This is a genomic window from Amycolatopsis thermophila, assembly GCF_030814215.1.
GTDB lineage: Bacteria > Actinomycetota > Actinomycetes > Mycobacteriales > Pseudonocardiaceae > Amycolatopsis_E > Amycolatopsis_E thermophila.
Window position 1 is genome coordinate 2,142,693 of record NZ_JAUSUT010000001.1, and the last position, 17,260, is coordinate 2,159,952.

General features: G+C 71.4%; 17 protein-coding genes. 7 read left to right on the top strand and 10 right to left on the bottom strand.

Annotated features, from left to right (window positions below; all coding sequences use genetic code 11):
• Position 1 precedes the first annotated feature (1 nt).
• Complete coding sequence (locus FB470_RS10605; protein WP_306990722.1) at positions 2 to 1,384, bottom strand: helix-turn-helix domain-containing protein; 1,383 nt, start codon at positions 1,382 to 1,384, stop codon at positions 2 to 4.
• 289 nt (positions 1,385 to 1,673) lie between these two features.
• Here FB470_RS10605 and FB470_RS10610 point away from each other — a divergent pair, with 289 nt between their 5' ends.
• Together FB470_RS10610 and FB470_RS10615 are read left to right on the top strand one after the other, a co-directional pair.
• The gene (locus FB470_RS10610) at positions 1,674 to 2,000 is read left to right on the top strand and encodes a hypothetical protein (RefSeq protein WP_370876459.1); all 327 of its coding nucleotides are present in this window, start codon (positions 1,674 to 1,676) and stop codon (positions 1,998 to 2,000) included.
• Positions 2,001 to 2,013: 13 nt separating this feature from the next.
• Positions 2,014 to 2,412: a hypothetical protein gene (locus FB470_RS10615; RefSeq protein WP_306990724.1), complete on the top strand. Its 399-nt coding sequence runs from the start codon at positions 2,014 to 2,016 to the stop codon at positions 2,410 to 2,412.
• A 246-nt stretch (positions 2,413 to 2,658) separates the two neighbouring features.
• Here FB470_RS10615 and FB470_RS10620 read toward each other — a convergent pair whose 3' ends face one another.
• Both FB470_RS10620 and FB470_RS10625 read right to left on the bottom strand, forming a co-directional pair.
• On the bottom strand, positions 2,659 to 3,906 hold the full coding sequence (locus FB470_RS10620; protein WP_306990725.1) for an MFS transporter: 1,248 nt from the start codon (positions 3,904 to 3,906) through the stop codon (positions 2,659 to 2,661).
• On the bottom strand, positions 3,903 to 5,177 hold the full coding sequence (locus tag FB470_RS10625) for a GH1 family beta-glucosidase (protein WP_306990726.1): 1,275 nt from the start codon (positions 5,175 to 5,177) through the stop codon (positions 3,903 to 3,905). The genes FB470_RS10620 and FB470_RS10625 overlap by 4 nt, the downstream gene beginning before the upstream one ends.
• A 122-nt stretch (positions 5,178 to 5,299) precedes the next feature.
• On the opposite strand from FB470_RS10625, the gene FB470_RS10630 reads away from it, so the two are divergent.
• Positions 5,300 to 5,926, top strand: a complete 627-nt coding sequence (locus FB470_RS10630; RefSeq protein ID WP_306990727.1) for a TetR/AcrR family transcriptional regulator — start codon at positions 5,300 to 5,302, stop codon at positions 5,924 to 5,926.
• 28 nt (positions 5,927 to 5,954) lie between these two features.
• Here the strand turns inward: FB470_RS10630 and FB470_RS10635 are convergent, their stop codons facing one another.
• Complete coding sequence (locus FB470_RS10635) at positions 5,955 to 6,863, bottom strand: SDR family oxidoreductase (protein ID WP_306990728.1); 909 nt, start codon at positions 6,861 to 6,863, stop codon at positions 5,955 to 5,957.
• A 91-nt stretch (positions 6,864 to 6,954) separates the two neighbouring features.
• On the opposite strand from FB470_RS10635, the gene FB470_RS10640 reads away from it, so the two are divergent.
• Positions 6,955 to 7,527, top strand: a complete 573-nt coding sequence (locus FB470_RS10640) for a TetR/AcrR family transcriptional regulator (protein WP_306990729.1) — start codon at positions 6,955 to 6,957, stop codon at positions 7,525 to 7,527.
• Between the two features lie 37 nt (positions 7,528 to 7,564).
• Here FB470_RS10640 and FB470_RS10645 read toward each other — a convergent pair whose 3' ends face one another.
• Positions 7,565 to 8,752 (bottom strand): amino acid deaminase/aldolase, encoded by a 1,188-nt coding sequence (locus FB470_RS10645; RefSeq protein WP_306990730.1) that lies wholly within the window; start codon positions 8,750 to 8,752, stop codon positions 7,565 to 7,567.
• Between the two features lie 85 nt (positions 8,753 to 8,837).
• Between FB470_RS10645 and FB470_RS10650 the strand changes: the two genes are divergently transcribed.
• A complete protein-coding gene (locus tag FB470_RS10650; protein ID WP_306990731.1) occupies positions 8,838 to 10,145 on the top strand; it encodes a D-arabinono-1,4-lactone oxidase in 1,308 nt (435 codons plus the stop codon).
• A 19-nt stretch (positions 10,146 to 10,164) separates the two neighbouring features.
• On the opposite strand, the gene FB470_RS10655 is transcribed toward FB470_RS10650, so the two are convergent.
• The 4 genes from FB470_RS10655 to FB470_RS10670 all read right to left on the bottom strand — a co-directional run bounded on the left by FB470_RS10655 (position 10,165) and on the right by FB470_RS10670 (position 13,457).
• A complete protein-coding gene (locus FB470_RS10655) occupies positions 10,165 to 10,815 on the bottom strand; it encodes an SDR family oxidoreductase (protein ID WP_306990732.1) in 651 nt (216 codons plus the stop codon).
• Positions 10,816 to 10,836: 21 nt separating this feature from the next.
• Positions 10,837 to 11,472: a hypothetical protein gene (locus FB470_RS10660; RefSeq protein WP_306990733.1), complete on the bottom strand. Its 636-nt coding sequence runs from the start codon at positions 11,470 to 11,472 to the stop codon at positions 10,837 to 10,839.
• A 277-nt stretch (positions 11,473 to 11,749) separates the two neighbouring features.
• A complete protein-coding gene (locus tag FB470_RS10665) occupies positions 11,750 to 12,085 on the bottom strand; it encodes a hypothetical protein (protein ID WP_306990734.1) in 336 nt (111 codons plus the stop codon).
• A gap of 1 nt (position 12,086) precedes the next feature.
• Positions 12,087 to 13,457, bottom strand: coding sequence for a serine/threonine-protein kinase (locus tag FB470_RS10670; protein WP_306990735.1), 1,371 nt, complete (start codon positions 13,455 to 13,457; stop codon positions 12,087 to 12,089).
• A 93-nt stretch (positions 13,458 to 13,550) separates the two neighbouring features.
• Here FB470_RS10670 and FB470_RS10675 point away from each other — a divergent pair, with 93 nt between their 5' ends.
• Positions 13,551 to 14,621 (top strand): HpcH/HpaI aldolase/citrate lyase family protein, encoded by a 1,071-nt coding sequence (locus tag FB470_RS10675; RefSeq protein ID WP_306990736.1) that lies wholly within the window; start codon positions 13,551 to 13,553, stop codon positions 14,619 to 14,621.
• On the top strand, positions 14,618 to 15,487 hold the full coding sequence (locus FB470_RS10680) for an HpcH/HpaI aldolase/citrate lyase family protein (protein WP_306990737.1): 870 nt from the start codon (positions 14,618 to 14,620) through the stop codon (positions 15,485 to 15,487). The genes FB470_RS10675 and FB470_RS10680 overlap by 4 nt, the downstream gene beginning before the upstream one ends.
• Before the next feature lie 35 nt (positions 15,488 to 15,522).
• Here the strand turns inward: FB470_RS10680 and FB470_RS10685 are convergent, their stop codons facing one another.
• On the bottom strand, positions 15,523 to 17,235 hold the full coding sequence (locus tag FB470_RS10685) for a hypothetical protein (protein WP_306990738.1): 1,713 nt from the start codon (positions 17,233 to 17,235) through the stop codon (positions 15,523 to 15,525).
• Positions 17,236 to 17,260 lie beyond the last annotated feature (25 nt).

Genomic DNA, 17,260 nt, shown 5'->3' on the forward strand with positions numbered 1-17,260 from the left:
CCTAGGCGGCGAAGAACGAGCTGATGCGCTCGTCGAGGTCGCGGGCGTCCGGGTTGTTGCGCCGCTTGGCGGCTTCCTCCTTCATCGGCACCATCCGGTCCTTGACCCGGGCGGACTTGATGCCGTCCGCGGACTCCAGCGCCAGCCTGCCGATGCGCGCGCCGTGGTCGATGTCACCCTCGATGAGGTGGTTGGTGGCCAGCGCGGCCTGGTTGAACACCTTGCTGCGCTGCATGTCCTCGCCGTAGGCATCGATGGCCCTGGTCAGCGCCGGGATCGCGTACTGCGTGTGCTTCGTGTCGACGCCGCGCGCCAGTACCGTGTGGACGGTGCCGATCATCGCGTAGACGTCGGTCTCGTTGAAGAACTTGACCCAGTCCTCGGCCTCGGCCACGTTGGCGCGGGCGAACTCGTCCTTGGCCAGGCCGAGCAGCTTGAGCGACTGGTCCTCGTTGCCCATCATCGCGTAGGCCCACGCCTGGTTCGCCGCCAGCACGGAGATCGCCAGCTCGGAACCGGATTCCTGCGCCGCGATCTGTCCCAGCTGGAACAGCTTGAGCGCGTCGTTGGGCGCTTCCTGGTGCAGGTAGACGCGGCCCATCCGGTACAGGATGTTGGCCACCAGGTGGTCGTTGTTGCCCTGCTTGGCCAGCTCCAGCGCGTTGGCGAAGTGCCCGCGCGCGGAGTCCATCAGTCCACTGTCGAACGACGTCCAGCCGGCCAGGCTGTGCAGGTCCGCGAGCGCCACGAACAGGCGCGAGCGGACCGGGGTGGCCGCGGAGGAGTCGAGCATCTGCTGTCCCCAGGACAGCTGCGCCACCACGGCGTCCCGGCAGAACCCGCCGCCGTACTGGTAGTCGAGCGCGCGCAGCGCTCTGGTCGCAGCCTCGACCTGGCGCACGTCGGTCATGCCGATGTGGCCGGGTGCCGGCGTCCTCGCGGGGCTCGCCGCCCACGCCCTGGGCGAGGAACCCAGGATCGCCGCCCCCATCGTGACCTGGGCGGCGTGCGCGAGGAAGTTCCGCCGCTTCACGGACTCGTCCTCCTCAGCCTGCTGCTCGTCGGCCGCGCCGACGACCTGAATCTCGGTGGCCTCGTCGTAGGCGAGGCCCATGTATCCACGGGGGACACCCAAGCCGTCGGCGATCCGGGCGAGCACGTCGTAGGCCATGACCTGGCGGCCCTTGAGGATCTCCGAGACCTCCGACTGGGACTGACCGGTGAGCGCGGCTATCTGGCGCTGGGAGATGCCCTCCTTGCGCAGGTTCCGGTACACCGCACTGATGTCCCGGGAGGCCAGGGCCTCCCGCATCTCCCGCTTCTCCCAGGCATCCGAACTGATCGGGTGTCCCTGGCGGGCATCAGCGTTGTCACCGGCGTCCATTGCGCCCCCTCACCGTCCTGTCGGGCGTCGATTCGCAGCGTAGGCATACCCATTGAACCCTGGGAAACGTCGTTGCGGCAGTCCTGATCGGTCGGGGTGAACTCCGGCGACCGTTCACCGGCTCGCCCGCACCGGTCGCCGCTGTGGGGCCCGTTCGTCTTCTCTTCGGCTGCGGTTCATCGCAATCTAGTTCTCGAGTTCGGTGTGACCGAGCGGATACGCCCCGCGATCACGCAGAGCTACGACGAACACGGACAGCGAGCCCGACCGACAGAGCGGAGAAGACGCGGTGGAGTTCATGAACTCGATCTCGGCACCACGCGCCCAGGTCCACCGGCGTTCCTTCGCCCCGGCCGGTGCGCCGGTCACGAGCCGGCCGGCGATGCCCGCCCCGGACCCGCGTGCCGCGCAGCTGCGCCGCTACGAGGGCGGCCAGCTGGTGTGGCGGGTGCAGTGCGGCGACATGATCAACCGCGACCGCTGCGTCACCGTGCTCGTCCAGGACAACCAGGTGGTCCTCGTCGGACCTCCGGGGGAAACGGCCCGCCTGACCGCGGGCCAGCTCGGCCAGCTCCAGGCGGCCTTGAACGAAGCCGCCAAACTGGCGGAAAGGTGACGGTGAGATTTCCATGGATCAGATCCTTGGGCAGGTCCTCCGCAACGCGGTGTGGGAACGCCTCGACATGCTCGCCGATCTCGCCACCAGGGCGGACGCGCAGTCCCTGGTCTCGGTGGCCCGGTCCGAACTGCCGCGGCTGACCGAGGGCTGGCGCGCGATGCTGACCGCCCACGAGCCCGACGAGCGTGGCGACTGCCCGACGTGCTCCACCCGCTGGCACCGCTGCAAGGCGCCGTGCTCGGTGTGGCAGGTCGCGCACGAGCACCTCGTCGCCGGTGGCCTCGCCCCGCAGAAGGACCTGCGGCGGCCGTGGCGGCGGAAGCCGAGCCTGCCTGCCCAATCACGGGGTGCCGCGCCGGGCGAGTCGACGGGGCGGCACGCGCTGATCCCGCAGGTCGCGAACCACTGACCGTTCGCCGATTAATCCGAAAAACTCGGCCGCAACCCCTGGCGCGAACCCCCGTGCGCCGCTATCTTGTTGATCATGGTCAGGCCGCGAAGTTGCAGATCGCAGCTTGACCACCCCGCCCCCGTGGCCCCGAAACTCCGCGGACCGGTGCCGTTGCACTCCCCTCCCCCGACCGGCACCGGCCCGCGGGCCCAAAGGTAAGGAGCCGGGGGCTCCTCCGGCTTCCCGGAGGAGCCCTCGGTCATGTCAGCGGACCGAGCGCACCCCGAGGATGAGCGCGCCGGCGGCGAGGGTGGCCACGGCCGACGCGGCGAAGAGCCCCGGGTACCCGCCCAGCTCCGCGAGGATGACGGTCGCCGCGAGCGGCGCGATCACCTGCGGCAGCGCGTTCGCGATGTTGATGACGCCGAGGTCCTTGGCGCGGTCCTGCGCGGCGGGCAGCACCTCGGTGAGGATGGCCAGCGCGACCGCCCAGTACGCGCCGAACCCGATGCCGAGCAGCGGGGACGCCGCCAGCGCCGCGGGCCAGGTCTGCCACAGCACCAGCACGACCGCCGCCGCGGCCATCACCACCGACGCGGCCAGCACGTACGGCTTGCGCCGGCCGGTCCGGTCGGACAGCGGCCCGACCACCAGACCGCCGATCACCAGCGCGACGCCGTACAGGCCCATCATGATCAGCAGGCCGGTGTCCGGGTCCGGGTGGTGCACCGAGTCCTTGAGGAAGAACAGCAGGAAGAACGTCCCGAGCGCGTTGCCCAGGTTGATCAGGAAGTGACAGCCCCAGGCCCACGCGAAGTCCGGGTGCCGCCGCGGCGAAACCCACAGCTCGCGCAGCACCGCCCGCCAGCCGGCGGCGGGCCGCCAGTCGCGCGGCAGCGGGATGTCCCTGGTCCGCAGCACGAACGCGATCGCCCCGGCCACCACGACCACCGCGCACGCCAGGTACCCGCCGGGCAGGCTGGTGACCAGGACCGTCACCAGCACCGCGCCGAGCACGGTGCCCAGCATCTGGCTGATCCCGACCAGGCCGCCGATCCGCGCCCGCTGGCCGACCGGCACCCGGTCCGGGACCGCCGAGGTGAGCGTGGCGAGCATGCCGCCGAGCCCGGCCTGCACGAGGCACCAGCCGACGACCATCACCACCACGTTCGGCGCGATCGCCAGCACCACCAGGCCGAGCGCGCCGGTGAGCGCGCCCGCGAGCGTCCACGGGTGCCGTCGGCCGAAGCGCGACCGCGTGCGGTCCGAGGCGAGTCCGACCAGTGGGTTCGTCAGCAGCGCGACCACCGCGCCGACCCCGGTGACGATGCCGAACACCAGCTCCTTGTGCGCGGTGTCCAGGTGTTCGGCCTGTTCGGGCAGCAGCACCTGGATCGGGGCGTAGATGCCCAGCCACAGCCCGATGTTGGCGCCGAAGAGCAGGCCGATCCACCCTGGCCGGACGGGGACGGTCGGTTCCGCGAGCGCGTCGGGCGTGCGTGTTCCGGTCATGTGCGCACCAGCTTCCGGTACCAGGCGAACGAGTCCTTCGGGGTCCGGCGCAGGGTTTCGTAGTCGACGTGCACGAGACCGAACCGCGGCGCGTATCCCCGGGACCATTCGAAATTGTCCAGCAGCGACCAGACGAAATACCCGCGGACTTCAACTCCCGCCGTTATCGCGGAGTGGACGGACCGCAGGTGTGCCTCCAGGAAGTCGATCCGCTGCTGGTCGTGAATTCCGTCGAAGCTCGCCCCGTTCTCGGTGATGTGGATCGGCGGCAGCTGCTCGCGGTAGCGGTCGCGCAGGCGGACGAGCAGCTCGTGCAGCGCGGCGGGCACGATCGGCGAGCCGTTGGTGGTGCGCGGGAAACCCTCGATCGGGCGAAGTTCGAACGGCAGCGGGTTCCCTTCGCCCGGTGCCGCCGCCCCCTGCGGCTCGTAGTAGTTGACGCCGTAGAAATCCAGTGGTTGCGCGATGATCGGCAGGTCATCGGCGTGTCCGGCGGGCAGCAGCGGCGCGATTTCCGCGGGATAACTCCCGAGTAGCACCGGGTCGGAAAAGGTCCGGTTCAACAATGCGTCCAGCCAGCGGGCGGCGGCGAGATCCGCTTCCGCGTTTGAAGTGGGCCAAACTGGACAATGATGGTTGGCGGTGCCGATGTTCGTCGCACCCGCGGCCCGCAGAGCCTGGACCGCGAGGCCGTGGGCGAGGTGTTGGTGATGTGCGGTGGGGAGTGCGTCCAGCAGGAGGGTCCGGCCGGGTGCGTACTCGCCGATCGCGTATCCGTAGACCGTCGTCACCATCGGCTCGTTGAGGGGAATCCACATCCGCACGCGATCAGCGAAGTGCTCGCCGAGGACCGCCGCGTACTCGGCGAACCGGTACGCCGTGTCCCGGGACAGCCAGCCGCCGGCGTCCTCGAGCGGCTGCGGCGTGTCCCAGTGGTAGACCGTGGCCACCGGCGCGATCTCCGCCTCGCACAGCGCGTCCAGCAGCCGGTCGTAGAACGCCAGGCCCCGCGGGTTCGGCGGCCCGGACCCCGCCGGGTGGATCCGCGGCCAGGCGAAGGAGAAGCGGTAGGCACCCACACCGAGCTCGGTCAGCAACGCGACGTCCTCCGGCCAGCGGTGGTAGTGGTCGCACGCGACGTCGGCGCGGCCCGGCGCGAACGTGTCCCAGGTGGACGGTCCGCGACCGTCCTCCCTGGTGGCGCCCTCGATCTGGAAGGCCGAGGTGGACACGCCCCACAGGAAGCCGGGCGGGAAGGTGAGGTTCTCCACGGGGCGCCGTCCCTTCGTCCGGGCCAATATGAAAATTTCTCAAATGCTAGCCGTTCCCTCGACCGGGGGGAAGCGGTCCGGCGCGCTAAAGTCCCTGTTCAGAGCACCAGAAGGAGCACAACGTGTCGGAGACCCAGGCGACGACGACTCCGCTTCGCCGGCAGCCCGTACAACAGCGCAGCGCGAAGCGAGTCGAGCAGATGCTGGACGCGAGCGCGGAGCTGATCGACGAGGTCGGCTACGACGCGTTGACCACCACGCTGATCGCGAAGCGCGCCGGGGTCGCCGTCGGATCGCTGTACCAGTTCTTCCCCGACAAGCGGGCGGTCGTGCGGGCGCTCACGCAGCGCAACCTGGACCGGTTCGTGCAGGCGGTGAGCGAGCGGCTGAGCCGCGAGGACCCGGGGCACTGGTGGGCCGTGGTCGATTCGGTGCTGGACATCTACCTGGAGATGCACCGGACCGTGCCGGGCTTCTCGAAGGTCCACTTCGGTGACGTCGTGGACCGGCAGCTGCTCGACGACAGCCGGGACAACAACCGGGTCATCGCGGACTCGCTGGCCGACCTCGTGGGCAAGTACATCGACCTGAACACGCCCCGCCTGTCGCTGGCGATGACGGTCGCGATCGAGGCCGCGGACGGGCTGCTGAAGCTCGCCTTTCACCGCGACCCGCAGGGAGACGCGGAGATCGTGGGCGAGACCAAGCACCTCATCAAGGGGTACCTGGCCTCGCGCCTCGGGGAGTAGCGACGGTGTCCGTGCGGGTCGGGGACCCTCAGACGGCCTGGAAGTAGTGGCCCGCGTCGAGGTCGGCGAGCAGGCCGGGCTGCTCCGGCTTCCAGTCCAGCAGCTGCTGGGTGCGCGCGCTGGACGTCGGGTTGTCCATCGCGGCGAAGCGGGCCAGGAAGCCGAAGTGGGCCTCCGCCCGGTCGTCCGGGATGCGTTCCACGGGCAGGCCCAGGTGGCGGCCGATGGTCTCGGCGATCTCACGGAGCGGCACGCCCTCGTCGCCCACGGCGTGCAGCCGGGAGCCCGCCGGGGCCTTCTCCAGGGCCAGGCGGTAGAGGCGCGCGGCGTCGAGCGTGTGGACCGCGGGCCAGCGGTTGGCACCGTCGCCGGGGTAGCCGGACCGGCCCGCCGTCCGCGCGGCCGCGATCAGGATCGGGACGAAGCCGTGCTTGTCCAGTGAGCTGTGCACGCTCGGCGGGAGCCGCACGACCGACGACCGGATGCCGCGGTCGGCGAACCCGACGACCGCGTTCTCCGAGTCGATCCGGTAGCCGCCGGGCAGCACGTCGTCCTCGGTGGCGGTGCGGGCCAGGCCGGGCGCGGCGAGCATCGCCGTGCCCGAGGTGATCACCAAGGGCTTGCCGGTGCCGGCCAGCGCGTCCCCGAACGCCTGGACGGCGGCCAGATCGGCGTCGCCCGCGGACGCGAAGTCCCCGCTGATCATGGCTTCGTGGTCGAAGGCGAGGTGGATGACGCCGTCCGCCTCGGCCGCGGCCTGCCGCAGGACGTCCAGGTCCCGCAGGTCGCCACGGCGCACCTCGACGCCGGCGGCGGCCAGCGCGGCGGCCGACGCGTCGGACCGCGCCAGCCCGACGACCTCGTGCCCGGCCGAGAGCAGTTCGGGAACCAGAGCCGAACCCACGTGGCCGCTCGCTCCGGTGACGAAAACACGCATGAGAAGTTCCTCCTGAACCCAATGATGTCACTTGGTGACATCACGACAGTAGCACTGTATGACACTCGGTGTCATCACCTAGACTGGAGGCATGGGCCGATGGGAGCCGAACCCGCGGGAGCGGCTGATGCGGGCCGCGCTCGACCTGTTCGTCGAGCACGGCTACGACAGCACGACGGTCGCGGAGATCGCCGAGCGGGCGGGGCTGACGAAGCGGACCTTCTTCCGCCACTTCGCCGACAAGCGTGAAGTGCTGTTCTCCGGCCAGGAGCTGCTGAGCCGGCTCCTCACCGACGCGATCATCGGCGCTCCCGGCTCCGCCTCACCGCTGGACGCGATCGGCGCCGCGCTGGAGGCCCTGTCGGTGGCCTTCGGGCCGGAACGGCGGGAGTGGGTGCGGCAGCGCCAGTCCGTCGTCGAAGCGCACACCGACCTGCGCGAGCGCGAGTTGCTCAAGAGCACGACACTCACCGCGGCCATGGCGGACGCGCTGCGGAACCGCGGCGTCGAGGACCTCGTCGCGAACCTCGCCGCCGAGATCGGCAGCGTGGCCTGGCGGACCGCCTTCGCGCGCTGGGTCGATCCGGCGAACGAGCAGGGCTTCGCGGAGCTGGCCCGGCAGACGCTCGACGAGCTGCGGAAGGCGACGGAAGCGCTCAACTGAGCCGAGTTGTCCACAGGGTTGTGGACATGTGGACAAGTCAGCCGAAGTTCTGGTGTTCGCCCCGGTAGGTCGGCACGGTGCGCTCGACCCGGCCGTCCACCACGACGTGGTACTCGTCGAACCGTTCGGCGAGTTCGCCGGCCTTGGCGTGGCGCATCCACACCCGGTCGCCGACCCGGAGGTCGCGTGCCGCCTTCCCGGTCACCGGGGTTTGCACCTCGCCCGCGCCCTCGAACGGCAGCAGCTCCAAGCCCTCCGGCAGGAACGGGGACGGCAGGCGCGTGCCCGACGCCGGCCCGGATGCCACGAAGCCGCCCGAGAAGAGCGTGGCGATGTTCCGCGTCGGCTTGTGGACAACCGGCAGCGCGAACAGGACCGCCGGCTGCGGACGGAACCGCGTGTACCCGTCGAACAGCGTCGAGCCGATCAGCCCGGACCCCGCCGCGACCTCGGTGACCACCTGCTCGGCGCGGGTCAGCTCGATGCTGCCGCTGCCGCCGCCGTTGACGAACTCCAGGTCGGCTACCTCGCGCACGGCGACAACGGCATCCGCCCGGCGCCGGGACAGCTCGGCCGACGACCGGCGCTGCATCCAGCGCACGGCGATGTCGTTCAGGCGGCTGCCGGTGGCGTCGCCGAGGCCGGCGACCTGTCCCTCGTAGGCCATCACCCCGGCCAGCCGGAACCCGGGCCGCGCCACGATCCGGCGGGCCAGCGCCGCCGCCTGTCGCGCGGTGAAGACCGGCGACCGGCGGGTCCCGACGTGCAGGAACGGCAGCGGCCGCCAGGACGCGTCGAGCTCCAGGCACACCCGGATCTCCGGGTGGTCGTGCCCGAGCGCCGCGTCCACGAGGTCCAGGTGCGCAGTCGAGTCGACCATGATCGTGATCGCGGACCGCGCCTTCTCGTCGGCCGCGAGCGCGCGCAGGGCACCGAAATCAGCCGTGGGGTAGGCGACCAGGATGTCGTCGCTCGTGCCGAGGCCGGTGTGCCACAGGGCCTCGGCCAGCGAGTAGCACATCAGGCCCGCGAAGCCGGGCGTCGCGAGCGCCCGCTCGATCAGCCAGCGGCAGCGAACCGACTTGCTGACCAGGCGGATCGGCGTCCCGGCCGCACGACGGACGAGGTCGGCGGCGTTGGCGTCGAACGCGGCCAGGTCGACCACGGCGAGCGGCGGATCGAGATCCTTCGTCGCCGAGTCGTACGCGGTCGCGGTCGTCGTCATGCTAGGACGGTACGTCAGAACCCCTTGAAACGCGAATACCTTTCACTTACCGTTTCGTCATTGGAACCGAACGGGTGAGCACGACATGAGCCGGTGGCAGAACTGGTCGGGTACCGCGAGCGCCGACCCGCAGCGGATCCACACCCCGCGGAGCGCGGCCGAGATCGCCGAGGTCGTCACCGCGGTCGCGGTCGACGGGCGCCGCGTCCGCGCCTGGGGCAGCGGGCACTCGTTCACGCCGATCGCGGTCGCCGACACCGATGCGATCGACCTGACCGGGTGGACCGGGATCGCCGCCGTGGACGCCGCGAACCACCGCGTCACCGTCCGGTCCGGCACCACGATCCGGCAGCTCAACGCCGAACTCGACGGGCTCGGCCTGGCGCTGACGAACCTCGGCGACATCGACGCGCAGACCATCGCGGGCGCGGTGTCCACCGGCACGCACGGAACCGGCGCACGGCTCGGCGGGCTGGCCACCCAGATCGTCCAGCTGGAACTGGTGCTGGCGGACGGCTCGGTCGTGACGTGCTCGGCCGACCGGCAGCCGGACCTGTTCGCCGCCGCCCGCGTCGGGCTGGGCGCGCTGGGCGTGATCACGAACGTCACCCTGCAGTGCGAGCCGGCGTTCGCGCTCGCCGCGCAGGAACGGCCGGAGCCGCTCGAGCAGGTGCTGGAGGGCTTCGACACCTTCGCCGCCGAGAACGACCACTTCGAGTTCTACTGGTTCCCGTACGGCAAGAACGCGCTGGTCAAGCGCAACAACCGGCTGCCGGCCGGTGAGGTGAAGCGGCCGTTGAGCCGGGCTCGCGAGTTCCTCGACTACGAGATCGTGGAGAACGTCGCGTTCGGCACGCTGTGCCGGATCGGCCGCGCGGTGCCGCGACTGGTCCGGCCGCTCGGCCGGTTCGCGTCGTCGGTGCTGTCCGCCCGTGAGTACTCGGACACCTCGCACCGGGTGTTCGTGACGCACCGCGGGGTGCGGTTCGTGGAGTCGGAGTACGCGGTTCCCCGTGAATCAGTGCACGAGGTGCTGGGCGAGCTGCGGGCGCTGGTGCCGCGGCTGGAGAACCCGGTCGCGTTCCCGGTCGAGGTCCGGGTGGCGGCCGCGGACGACATCTGGCTGTCCACCGCACACGGCCGCGACTCCGCCTACATCGCGATCCACCAGTTCGTCGGCATGCCCTACCGCGAGTACTTCGCCGGGTTCGAGTCGATCGTCGCCGCCGTCGGCGGCCGCCCGCACTGGGGCAAGATGCACACGCTGGACGCGTCCGCGCTGCGCGAGCGGTACCCGCACTTCGACGACTTCGTGAAGATGGCCCAGCGCTGCGACCCGGCGGGCGTGTTCCGCAACCCCTACCTCGACCGCGTGCTGGGCCCGCTCGCCTGAGCGATCCACAGTGGACCGTCTACAAGCGAGTGATCGCCTCGTCGACCGGGGTGTTGCCGGTGACCAGTTCGAGGGTGCGGCGGAACGAGCGCGGCTCCTCGACGAGCGCGATCAGCACCGCGGCGACGTCCTCGCGCGGGATCTCGCCGTAGTCGACGCGATCGGCCAGGTGCACCTCGCCGACGGCGGGCTCGTCGGTCAGGCGGCCGGGGCGCACGATGGTCCAGTCCAGGTCGCGCGCCCGCAGGTCGTCCTCGGCGGCCTTCTTCGCGCGCAGGTACGCGGCGAACACCTCGTCGGTGCCCGGGCGGGCCGGGCGGTCGACGCCCATCGAACCGATCTGGATGTGCCGCCGGACACCGGCGCGCTCGGCGGCGTCGGCGAACAGGCGCGCCGCGCCGAGGTCGACCGTTTCCTTGCGCGCCGCACCGCTACCCGGGCCCGCACCGGCCGCGAACACCGCGGCGTCGGCGCCCTTGAGCACTTCGGCGACCTCGTCGACCGCGGCGGACTCCAGGTCGAGCACGACCGGCTCGGCGCTGAGGTCGCGCAGGTCGGCGGCCTGCTCGACGTTGCGGATGATGCCGACCGCCTCGTCACCGGTGCCGGCCAGCAGCCGCTCCAGGTGACGGGCGATCTTGCCGTGTCCTCCCGCGATCACAACTCGCATGGGACCGACTCTAGGCGCGGGTCAGGCGACGGGCAGGTCGTAGGAGGCGAGGAGCTGCTCGTAGACCATCTCGTTGACCCAGCGGGACACCGCGTCCTCGGACAGCAGGAGACGCTCGCGGCGGACGTCGACGTCGAGGTCGACCCGCGCGTTCTCGTCGGCGGTCACCACGGCCACCCCGTAGGAACGGGCGCGCGGCAGGCAGTTGTCCAGGTAGTCGCGGCTGAGCACGGCCGAGGTCGGCAGCACCATCGCGGCGTCGCCGTAGCGGCTGAACGGCACCGCGGAGGCCATGCCGGTGCGCCAGTGGCGGGCGACGGCGAGGACGCCGACGATCTCCGCGGCCGGCGCCGGGGCAGTCCGGGCGAACTCGGGCCACGTCCAGGTGGCGACGGTCGCGCGGTCGGTCACCGGACCCACGCCCATCGCGATCCGCTCGGCGTGGGTGTCGGTGCGCAGCTTGGCCACGACGCACACGCGGCGGCCGAGCATCGTCACCTCGGGGAGGACGACCCCGCGCCAGCCCAGCTGCGCGGCGGCGTCCTGGGCCAGCTGGCTGACGCTGGCCGGCAGTTCGATGGGCGGCACCACCCGGGTCGGAAACGATCGTCCGCCGGCCACCACCGAGTTTCCGGTGTGCCCTGGTGTAACCGCCACGATCCGCCTCCTCTTACCGCTGCTTCCCTACCCGCACCTCGTGGAAAGAGGCACAGGGAAAGAGGTACCAGGGGTGGGCCGGTTGATCTGTGAACAACGGGAGCGCCTGCGATCGGCGGCGCCCAACGGTCGGTGACCGGTCGATGAGCGGTATCGGGACTTCAGCCCGACACTGCTTCCGAACGGGTGACGACCCGGTGAGCGGTGCGCACGCCCGGCTTCCGGTACCGCCGAACGGAGCAACGTCTTTCACGTTCCACTGTGGACAACGAACGGATCACGGGAGAAGTTCCCGTCCCAGCGGGGTCATCAGGTCCGCGACTTCGGAATAGGGAACCACGACCTCGTGGTAGCCGCACGCCATCGGGTAGTTCCGCGCGTCGGTGGCGAGGCCGAACACCACGCCGTCGGGGCGGAAACCGATCTGGAGTGCGGGCACGTCGAGGATCCCCCACGGCCGCAGGTCCCCCGGGCCGAGCGGGGTGCGCTCGCCGAACGGGGTGCCGCCGTCGCAGTAGCCCTCTGGCGACCGGGCGATGATCCGGGCCTCCAGCGCGCTCATCGCGTTCTGGTCCTCGGCGATGCCGTCGAAGACGTCCCCCGCGGTGATCACCTCACCGGTCGTCAGGTCGAGGTCCAGCCACAGGGTGGTGTAACCGCCGTGGTTGCCGAACTGGCTCGGTCTGCCACCCGATGAGCACGGTGTTCTGCACCGGCGGGTCCTCCGACGGATCGGTCAGCCCGGACCGGACGTAGTCGATGAAGTCGTCGAGCGGTTTCGCGAGCGCGGCGTTGATCCGCGCCTGCAGCGCCTGGTCGCGCATCCCGCTCACCGCCGCGTACTGGGCGTCGACGTGGTAGCCGGCGCCGGCTTCCGCGCGGGTCCGCAGGGCCACCTGCACCGCCGTCTGCTGCTCGGCGGGCGGCGCGGCGGCGACCGGCGGCAGCGAAGTGCCGTCGCCGATCACCGCGACCGTGCCGACCACCGCGCCGACCCCGACCGCGACGGCGACCAGCGCGGCGCCGATCTTCGCGCCCAGGCTCATGCCGGTGCCGACCGCCGCCAGCCCGCTCGCCGCACCCGGCGCGGCCGCGGTCCCGGCGCCGAGCAGGGCCAGCGGCGACAACGCCAGCAGCGCCCCGGCGCGCTGCGCCAACCGGTTCCGGCCGCGCTCCTCCCAGTCGGGCCCGTACCCGGCGACCGCGGCGGTTTCCAGTTCCGCGACGAACTCGGCCGCGGCGGGCGGGCGCCCCTCGGCGTCCTTGGCCATGCCCCGCGCGACGAGCCCGCGCAACGGCCCGGGCACCGCGTCGAGCGGTACCGGTGCGTGCTCGTGCAGGTCGCGCAGCTCGTCGGTGGTCGTGCCCTCGAACGGGCGGCGGCCGGTGACGCTCTGGAAGAACACGCAGGTCGCCGCGTACACGTCGGTCGCCGGCGTCGCCGGTGCGCCGCGCCACTGCTCGGGCGCCATGTAGGCCGGGGTGCCGACCGGGACGCCCGCGCTGCCGGCCAGCACGGCGATGCCGAAGTCGACCAGCTTGCTCTCCCGGTCCGGGCCGACGAGCACGTTCGCCGGTTTGTAGTCGCGGTGCACCACGCCCGCCCGGTGCGCGTCGGCCAGCCCGAGCAGGGAACCCTTCAGGACCGCCAGCGCGGCCTCGGGTGGCAGGACGCCGTCGTGGCCGAGCACGTCGCGCAGCGAGACCCCGCGGATGGCCTCCATCACGATCGCCGCGCCGCGCGGGCCCTCGTGGAACTCGTACAGGCGGGTGACGTGCGGGCTCCGCACGCGGCTCAGCAGCTCGGCCTCGCGGCGGAACGCCCCCAGCCGCGCCGGGTCGGTCAGGTACCGGGTGAACAGGTACTTGATCGCGACGAGCGTGCCCGACGGATCGTGTCGGGCGAGGACGACCTCGCCGAACCCGCCTTCACCCAGCAGTTGCAGTTCGGTGAAATCCGGCACCACCCAGTCACGCGTTCGCACACCACTCCGAGGTGAGCTTCGCCGCAGCGGTTCCCCTAGATTCGAGGTTAGGGTTACCCGCTGGTTACACCGGCCGTTCGCCTAGGAGGACCGATGCGCTCGCCGAAGGACTTCTTCGCGCCCCTCGCCGTGGGGGCGCCGGATCCCGTGCGCGAGATCCCCGCGCTGCCCTCGCGGATGATCCACTTCTTCGACCCGGGCAACGAGAAGATGGCGGCGAAGGTCCCGGACCTGGCGAAGAAGGTCGACGTCCTGCTCGGCAACCTCGAGGACGCCGTGCGCGCCGACCGCAAGGAGGCCGCGCGGCGGGGTCTGGTGGAGATCGCCAAGGCGAACGACTTCGGCTCGACGCAGCTGTGGACGCGCGTCAACAGCCTGGACTCACCGTGGGTGCTGGACGACCTGATCACGCTCGTCACCGAGATCGGCGACAAGCTCGACGTGATCATGGTGCCGAAGGTCGAGGGCGCGCAGGACATCCACTACGTCGACCGGCTGCTCGCCCAGCTGGAGGCGCGCGCCGGGCTGACCCGGCCGCTGCTGGTGCACGCGATCCTGGAGACGGCCAGCGGCGTGGCGAACGTCGAAGAGATCGCCGGTGCGAGCCCGCGCATGCAGGGCATCTCGCTGGGCCCGGCCGACCTCGCGGCGAGCCGTCGCATGAAGACGACCCGCGTCGGCGGCGGTCACCCCGGCTACCTGGTGCGCACGGACCCGGTCGGCGACGACCTGACCGCGGGGCGCACCACCTACCAGCAGGACCTGTGGCACTACACGGTCGCGCGGATGGTGGACGCGTGCGCGCTGCACGGGATCCTGCCGTACTACGGGCCGTTCGGGGACATCCGCGACGTCGTGGCCTGCGAGGACCAGTTCCGCAACGCGTTCCTGCTCGGCTGTGTCGGCGCGTGGTCGCTGCACCCGGCGCAGATCGACATCGCGAAGCGGGTGTTCTCGCCGGAGCCCGGCGAGGTGGCGTGGGCGCGCAAGGTGATCGCCGCGATGGGCGACGGCACCGGCGCGGTCATGATCGACGGGAAGATGCAGGACGACGCCTCGGTCAAGCAGTGCCGGGTGGTCGCGGAACTGGCCGACAAGCTGGCCGGGCGCGACCCCGAGCTGAAGCGGGCGTACGACGAGGCGACGGAGGAAGCGCTGGCATGACCGAGGTGAAGCCGCGGCGGTCCGTGCTGTACATGCCGGGCGCGAACGAGCGGGCGCTGGAGAAGGCGAAGACGCTGCCGGCGGACGCGTTGATCCTCGACCTGGAGGACGCGGTCGCCCCCGACGCGAAGGAAGCGGCGCGGGAGCGGGTGTGCACGGCGGCCGCCTCCGGTGAGTACGGACACCGCGAGGTGACGATCCGGGTCAACGGGCTGGACACCGAGTGGCACGACGCGGACCTGCGTGCGGCGGCCCAGGCCGGTCCCGCGGCGGTGGTCGTGCCGAAGGTCGACTCGGCGGCCGACGTGCACAACGTCGAGCGCGCCCTGGAACTCTCCGGGGCGCCCGAGCACACCAAGATCTGGGCGATGGTCGAAACCCCGGTGGCGATGCTGCACGCGGAAGAGATCGCCGCCGCGAGCGAGCGCCTGGCGGTGCTCGTGATGGGGACGAACGACCTGGCCAAGGAACTGCAGGCGGAATTCGTCCCGGGCCGCGCGCCGCTGCTCGGCGGTTTGTCGCTGTGCCTGCTCGCCGCCCGCGCGACGGGCAAGGTGATCCTCGACGGCGTCTACAACGACGTGAAGGACATCGACGGTTTCGAAGCGGAGTGCCGCCAGGGACGGCAGTTCGGGTTCGACGGCAAGACGCTGATCCACCCCGGACAGATCGATCCGTGCAACCGGGTGTTCGCGCCGTCGGAGGACGAGATCACCCAGGCGCGGAAGATCATCGCCGCGTTCGAGGAGGCGAAGGCCGAGGGTCGCGGCGTGGTCACCGTCGACGGAAGGATGATCGAGAACCTGCACGTCGACAACGCGCAGCGGATCCTCGCACTGGCCGAGGCCATCGCGGCGAAGGGCTGAGTCCGCCTTTCCCGCTCGCCGGACCCCGCCCGCCGCTACGACTCCTCGTGCAGCCAGTCCAGTGCCTTGCGCGCGGCGTTCGACACGGCCCGGTCCGGGTGGGCCACCACGACCGACTCCAGGACTTCCCGTGCGCTCGGGTGGCCGCAGATCGTCGCGCCGGCGAGGAACAGCAGCTGGTCCGGGCGGGGTTGCGCGGCGAAGTCCGCCAGCGCCTTTTCGCGGCCCTCGGTGCGGATGTCGGTGGCCAGGAGGTCCACCTTCGAGTAGGTGCGTTCGCGGCCCGCGACCTCGCTGCGGTCGATCAAACCGGCGTCGAACAGCCAGGCCAGTGCCGCCGGGCCGGCCGCGGAGTGGTCCCGCAGGGCCGCGATCGCCGCGACACCGTCGCCGCCCAGGCGCGCCAGCAGGCGGAACGCCAGCATCCGGTGCTCGAAATCGTCGGTGCGGCGGGCCAGCGCGGACAGCTCGGCGATCGCCCGCTCCGGTTCCCTCGCCCGCAACCACGTGCGGGCACCGTCGTCGAGGATCTGGGGGTCCAGTGGCGCCAGCCGGGCGAAGAGGACCTCCGCCGTCTCGCCCGCCAGGTCCGCGACCGTCAGCACCGGCTCGCCCTCGGCGACGCGCAGCTCGTACGCGGCCTGCACGCCCAGCGGCAGCAGCTGGACCACCTGGCGTTCCTGCTCGGGCACGTCGTCCAGGTAGTCCACGCCGGCGAAGTCCAGCAGGTCCTCGAGGTACTCCTCGCCCGCCGGGAACACCTCCACCAGCCCGTACTCGGCCAGCCGGCGTACCACGCGCAGGATCGTGCCCCCGTCCCCGCCGAGCATCTCCACCAGCATCGGGATCGTCGCCGGTTCGGTGGCCAGCTCGGTGACCATCTCCGCCGCCAGCGGGTTGCTCAGCACGGACCCCACCGCGGCCCGCCACAGCTGAACCGGGTCGGCCAGCCGCCGCGCGGCCTTCTTCACCCGCACCAGCCGACCGCGGTAGACCCGCACCACGCCCGCGCGCTTGGCCATCGTCACGAACTCGGCCGGGGCGCCGACCTCGGCCAGATCCCGCCCGTCGCCGACCCACTCGACGAACCGGCGCAGCTGCGGCACGACCGGCGTCACCTCGGCCTCCGCGGTGAGCCGCTCCGCACTGGCCAGCGGGAACACCGGCGACGGCGCGGCCACCTCGGCGTCCGGGTCGCCCTGGTAGTGCCGGTACGCGAGGTCGTGCAGCAGGTCCTGGTCGACCTCGACCTCGCCCCGCCGGACCCGGTCGATGAACGCCTGCGCGGCGACCTCGTTCAGCGGGTCGATGCCGTGCTCGGCCATCGCGACGGCCCAGAACTTGGCGAGCCCGAAGTTGGACGGTTCGCCCATCGCCGCGTCGAACCGGTCGGCGATCGCCGTCAGGTACGACCGCAGCAGCACCGGGTCCTCGCTGCGCTCGTCCAGCAGGTCGGCGTCGTCGAAGAAGTCCATCAGCGCCTCGACGGTGGACAGCACCGTCGAGGAGTGCGGGTCGAGCAGCACGACCTTGCGGGGGAACCACACGAGCAGCGCGTTGCGGAGGACGTCACGGCTCCAGCGGCCGAGCAGGCCGTCCCGTTCGAAGCGGAAGTCCAGCATGGCCCCGGCGACGACCGGATCCACGACCCGTTGCCGCATCTGCGACCAGGCGTCCAGCTCGACGAGCAGCCGCTGCCGGGCGTCGATGAACTCTTCCTCGTCCGCTCCGGTGTACACCATCCGCATGGCTCGATCGTCCCGCAGATGGCGC

Excerpts from the sequence above, each read along its gene's own strand:
- FB470_RS10685 (WP_306990738.1), bottom strand. The coding sequence starts at position 17,235 with ATGCGGATGGTGTACACCGGAGCGGACGAGGAAGAGTTCATCGACGCC.
- FB470_RS10650 (WP_306990731.1), top strand. The coding sequence starts at position 8,838 with ATGAGCCGGTGGCAGAACTGGTCGGGTACCGCGAGCGCCGACCCGCAG.
- FB470_RS10645 (WP_306990730.1), bottom strand. The coding sequence starts at position 8,752 with ATGACGACGACCGCGACCGCGTACGACTCGGCGACGAAGGATCTCGAT.
- FB470_RS10635 (WP_306990728.1), bottom strand. The coding sequence starts at position 6,863 with ATGCGTGTTTTCGTCACCGGAGCGAGCGGCCACGTGGGTTCGGCTCTG.
- FB470_RS10680 (WP_306990737.1), top strand. The coding sequence starts at position 14,618 with ATGACCGAGGTGAAGCCGCGGCGGTCCGTGCTGTACATGCCGGGCGCG.
- FB470_RS10605 (WP_306990722.1), bottom strand. The coding sequence starts at position 1,384 with ATGGACGCCGGTGACAACGCTGATGCCCGCCAGGGACACCCGATCAGT.
- FB470_RS10620 (WP_306990725.1), bottom strand. The coding sequence starts at position 3,906 with ATGACCGGAACACGCACGCCCGACGCGCTCGCGGAACCGACCGTCCCC.
- FB470_RS10615 (WP_306990724.1), top strand. The coding sequence starts at position 2,014 with ATGGATCAGATCCTTGGGCAGGTCCTCCGCAACGCGGTGTGGGAACGC.
- FB470_RS10640 (WP_306990729.1), top strand. The coding sequence starts at position 6,955 with ATGGGCCGATGGGAGCCGAACCCGCGGGAGCGGCTGATGCGGGCCGCG.
- FB470_RS10655 (WP_306990732.1), bottom strand. The coding sequence starts at position 10,815 with ATGCGAGTTGTGATCGCGGGAGGACACGGCAAGATCGCCCGTCACCTG.
- FB470_RS10675 (WP_306990736.1), top strand. The coding sequence starts at position 13,551 with ATGCGCTCGCCGAAGGACTTCTTCGCGCCCCTCGCCGTGGGGGCGCCG.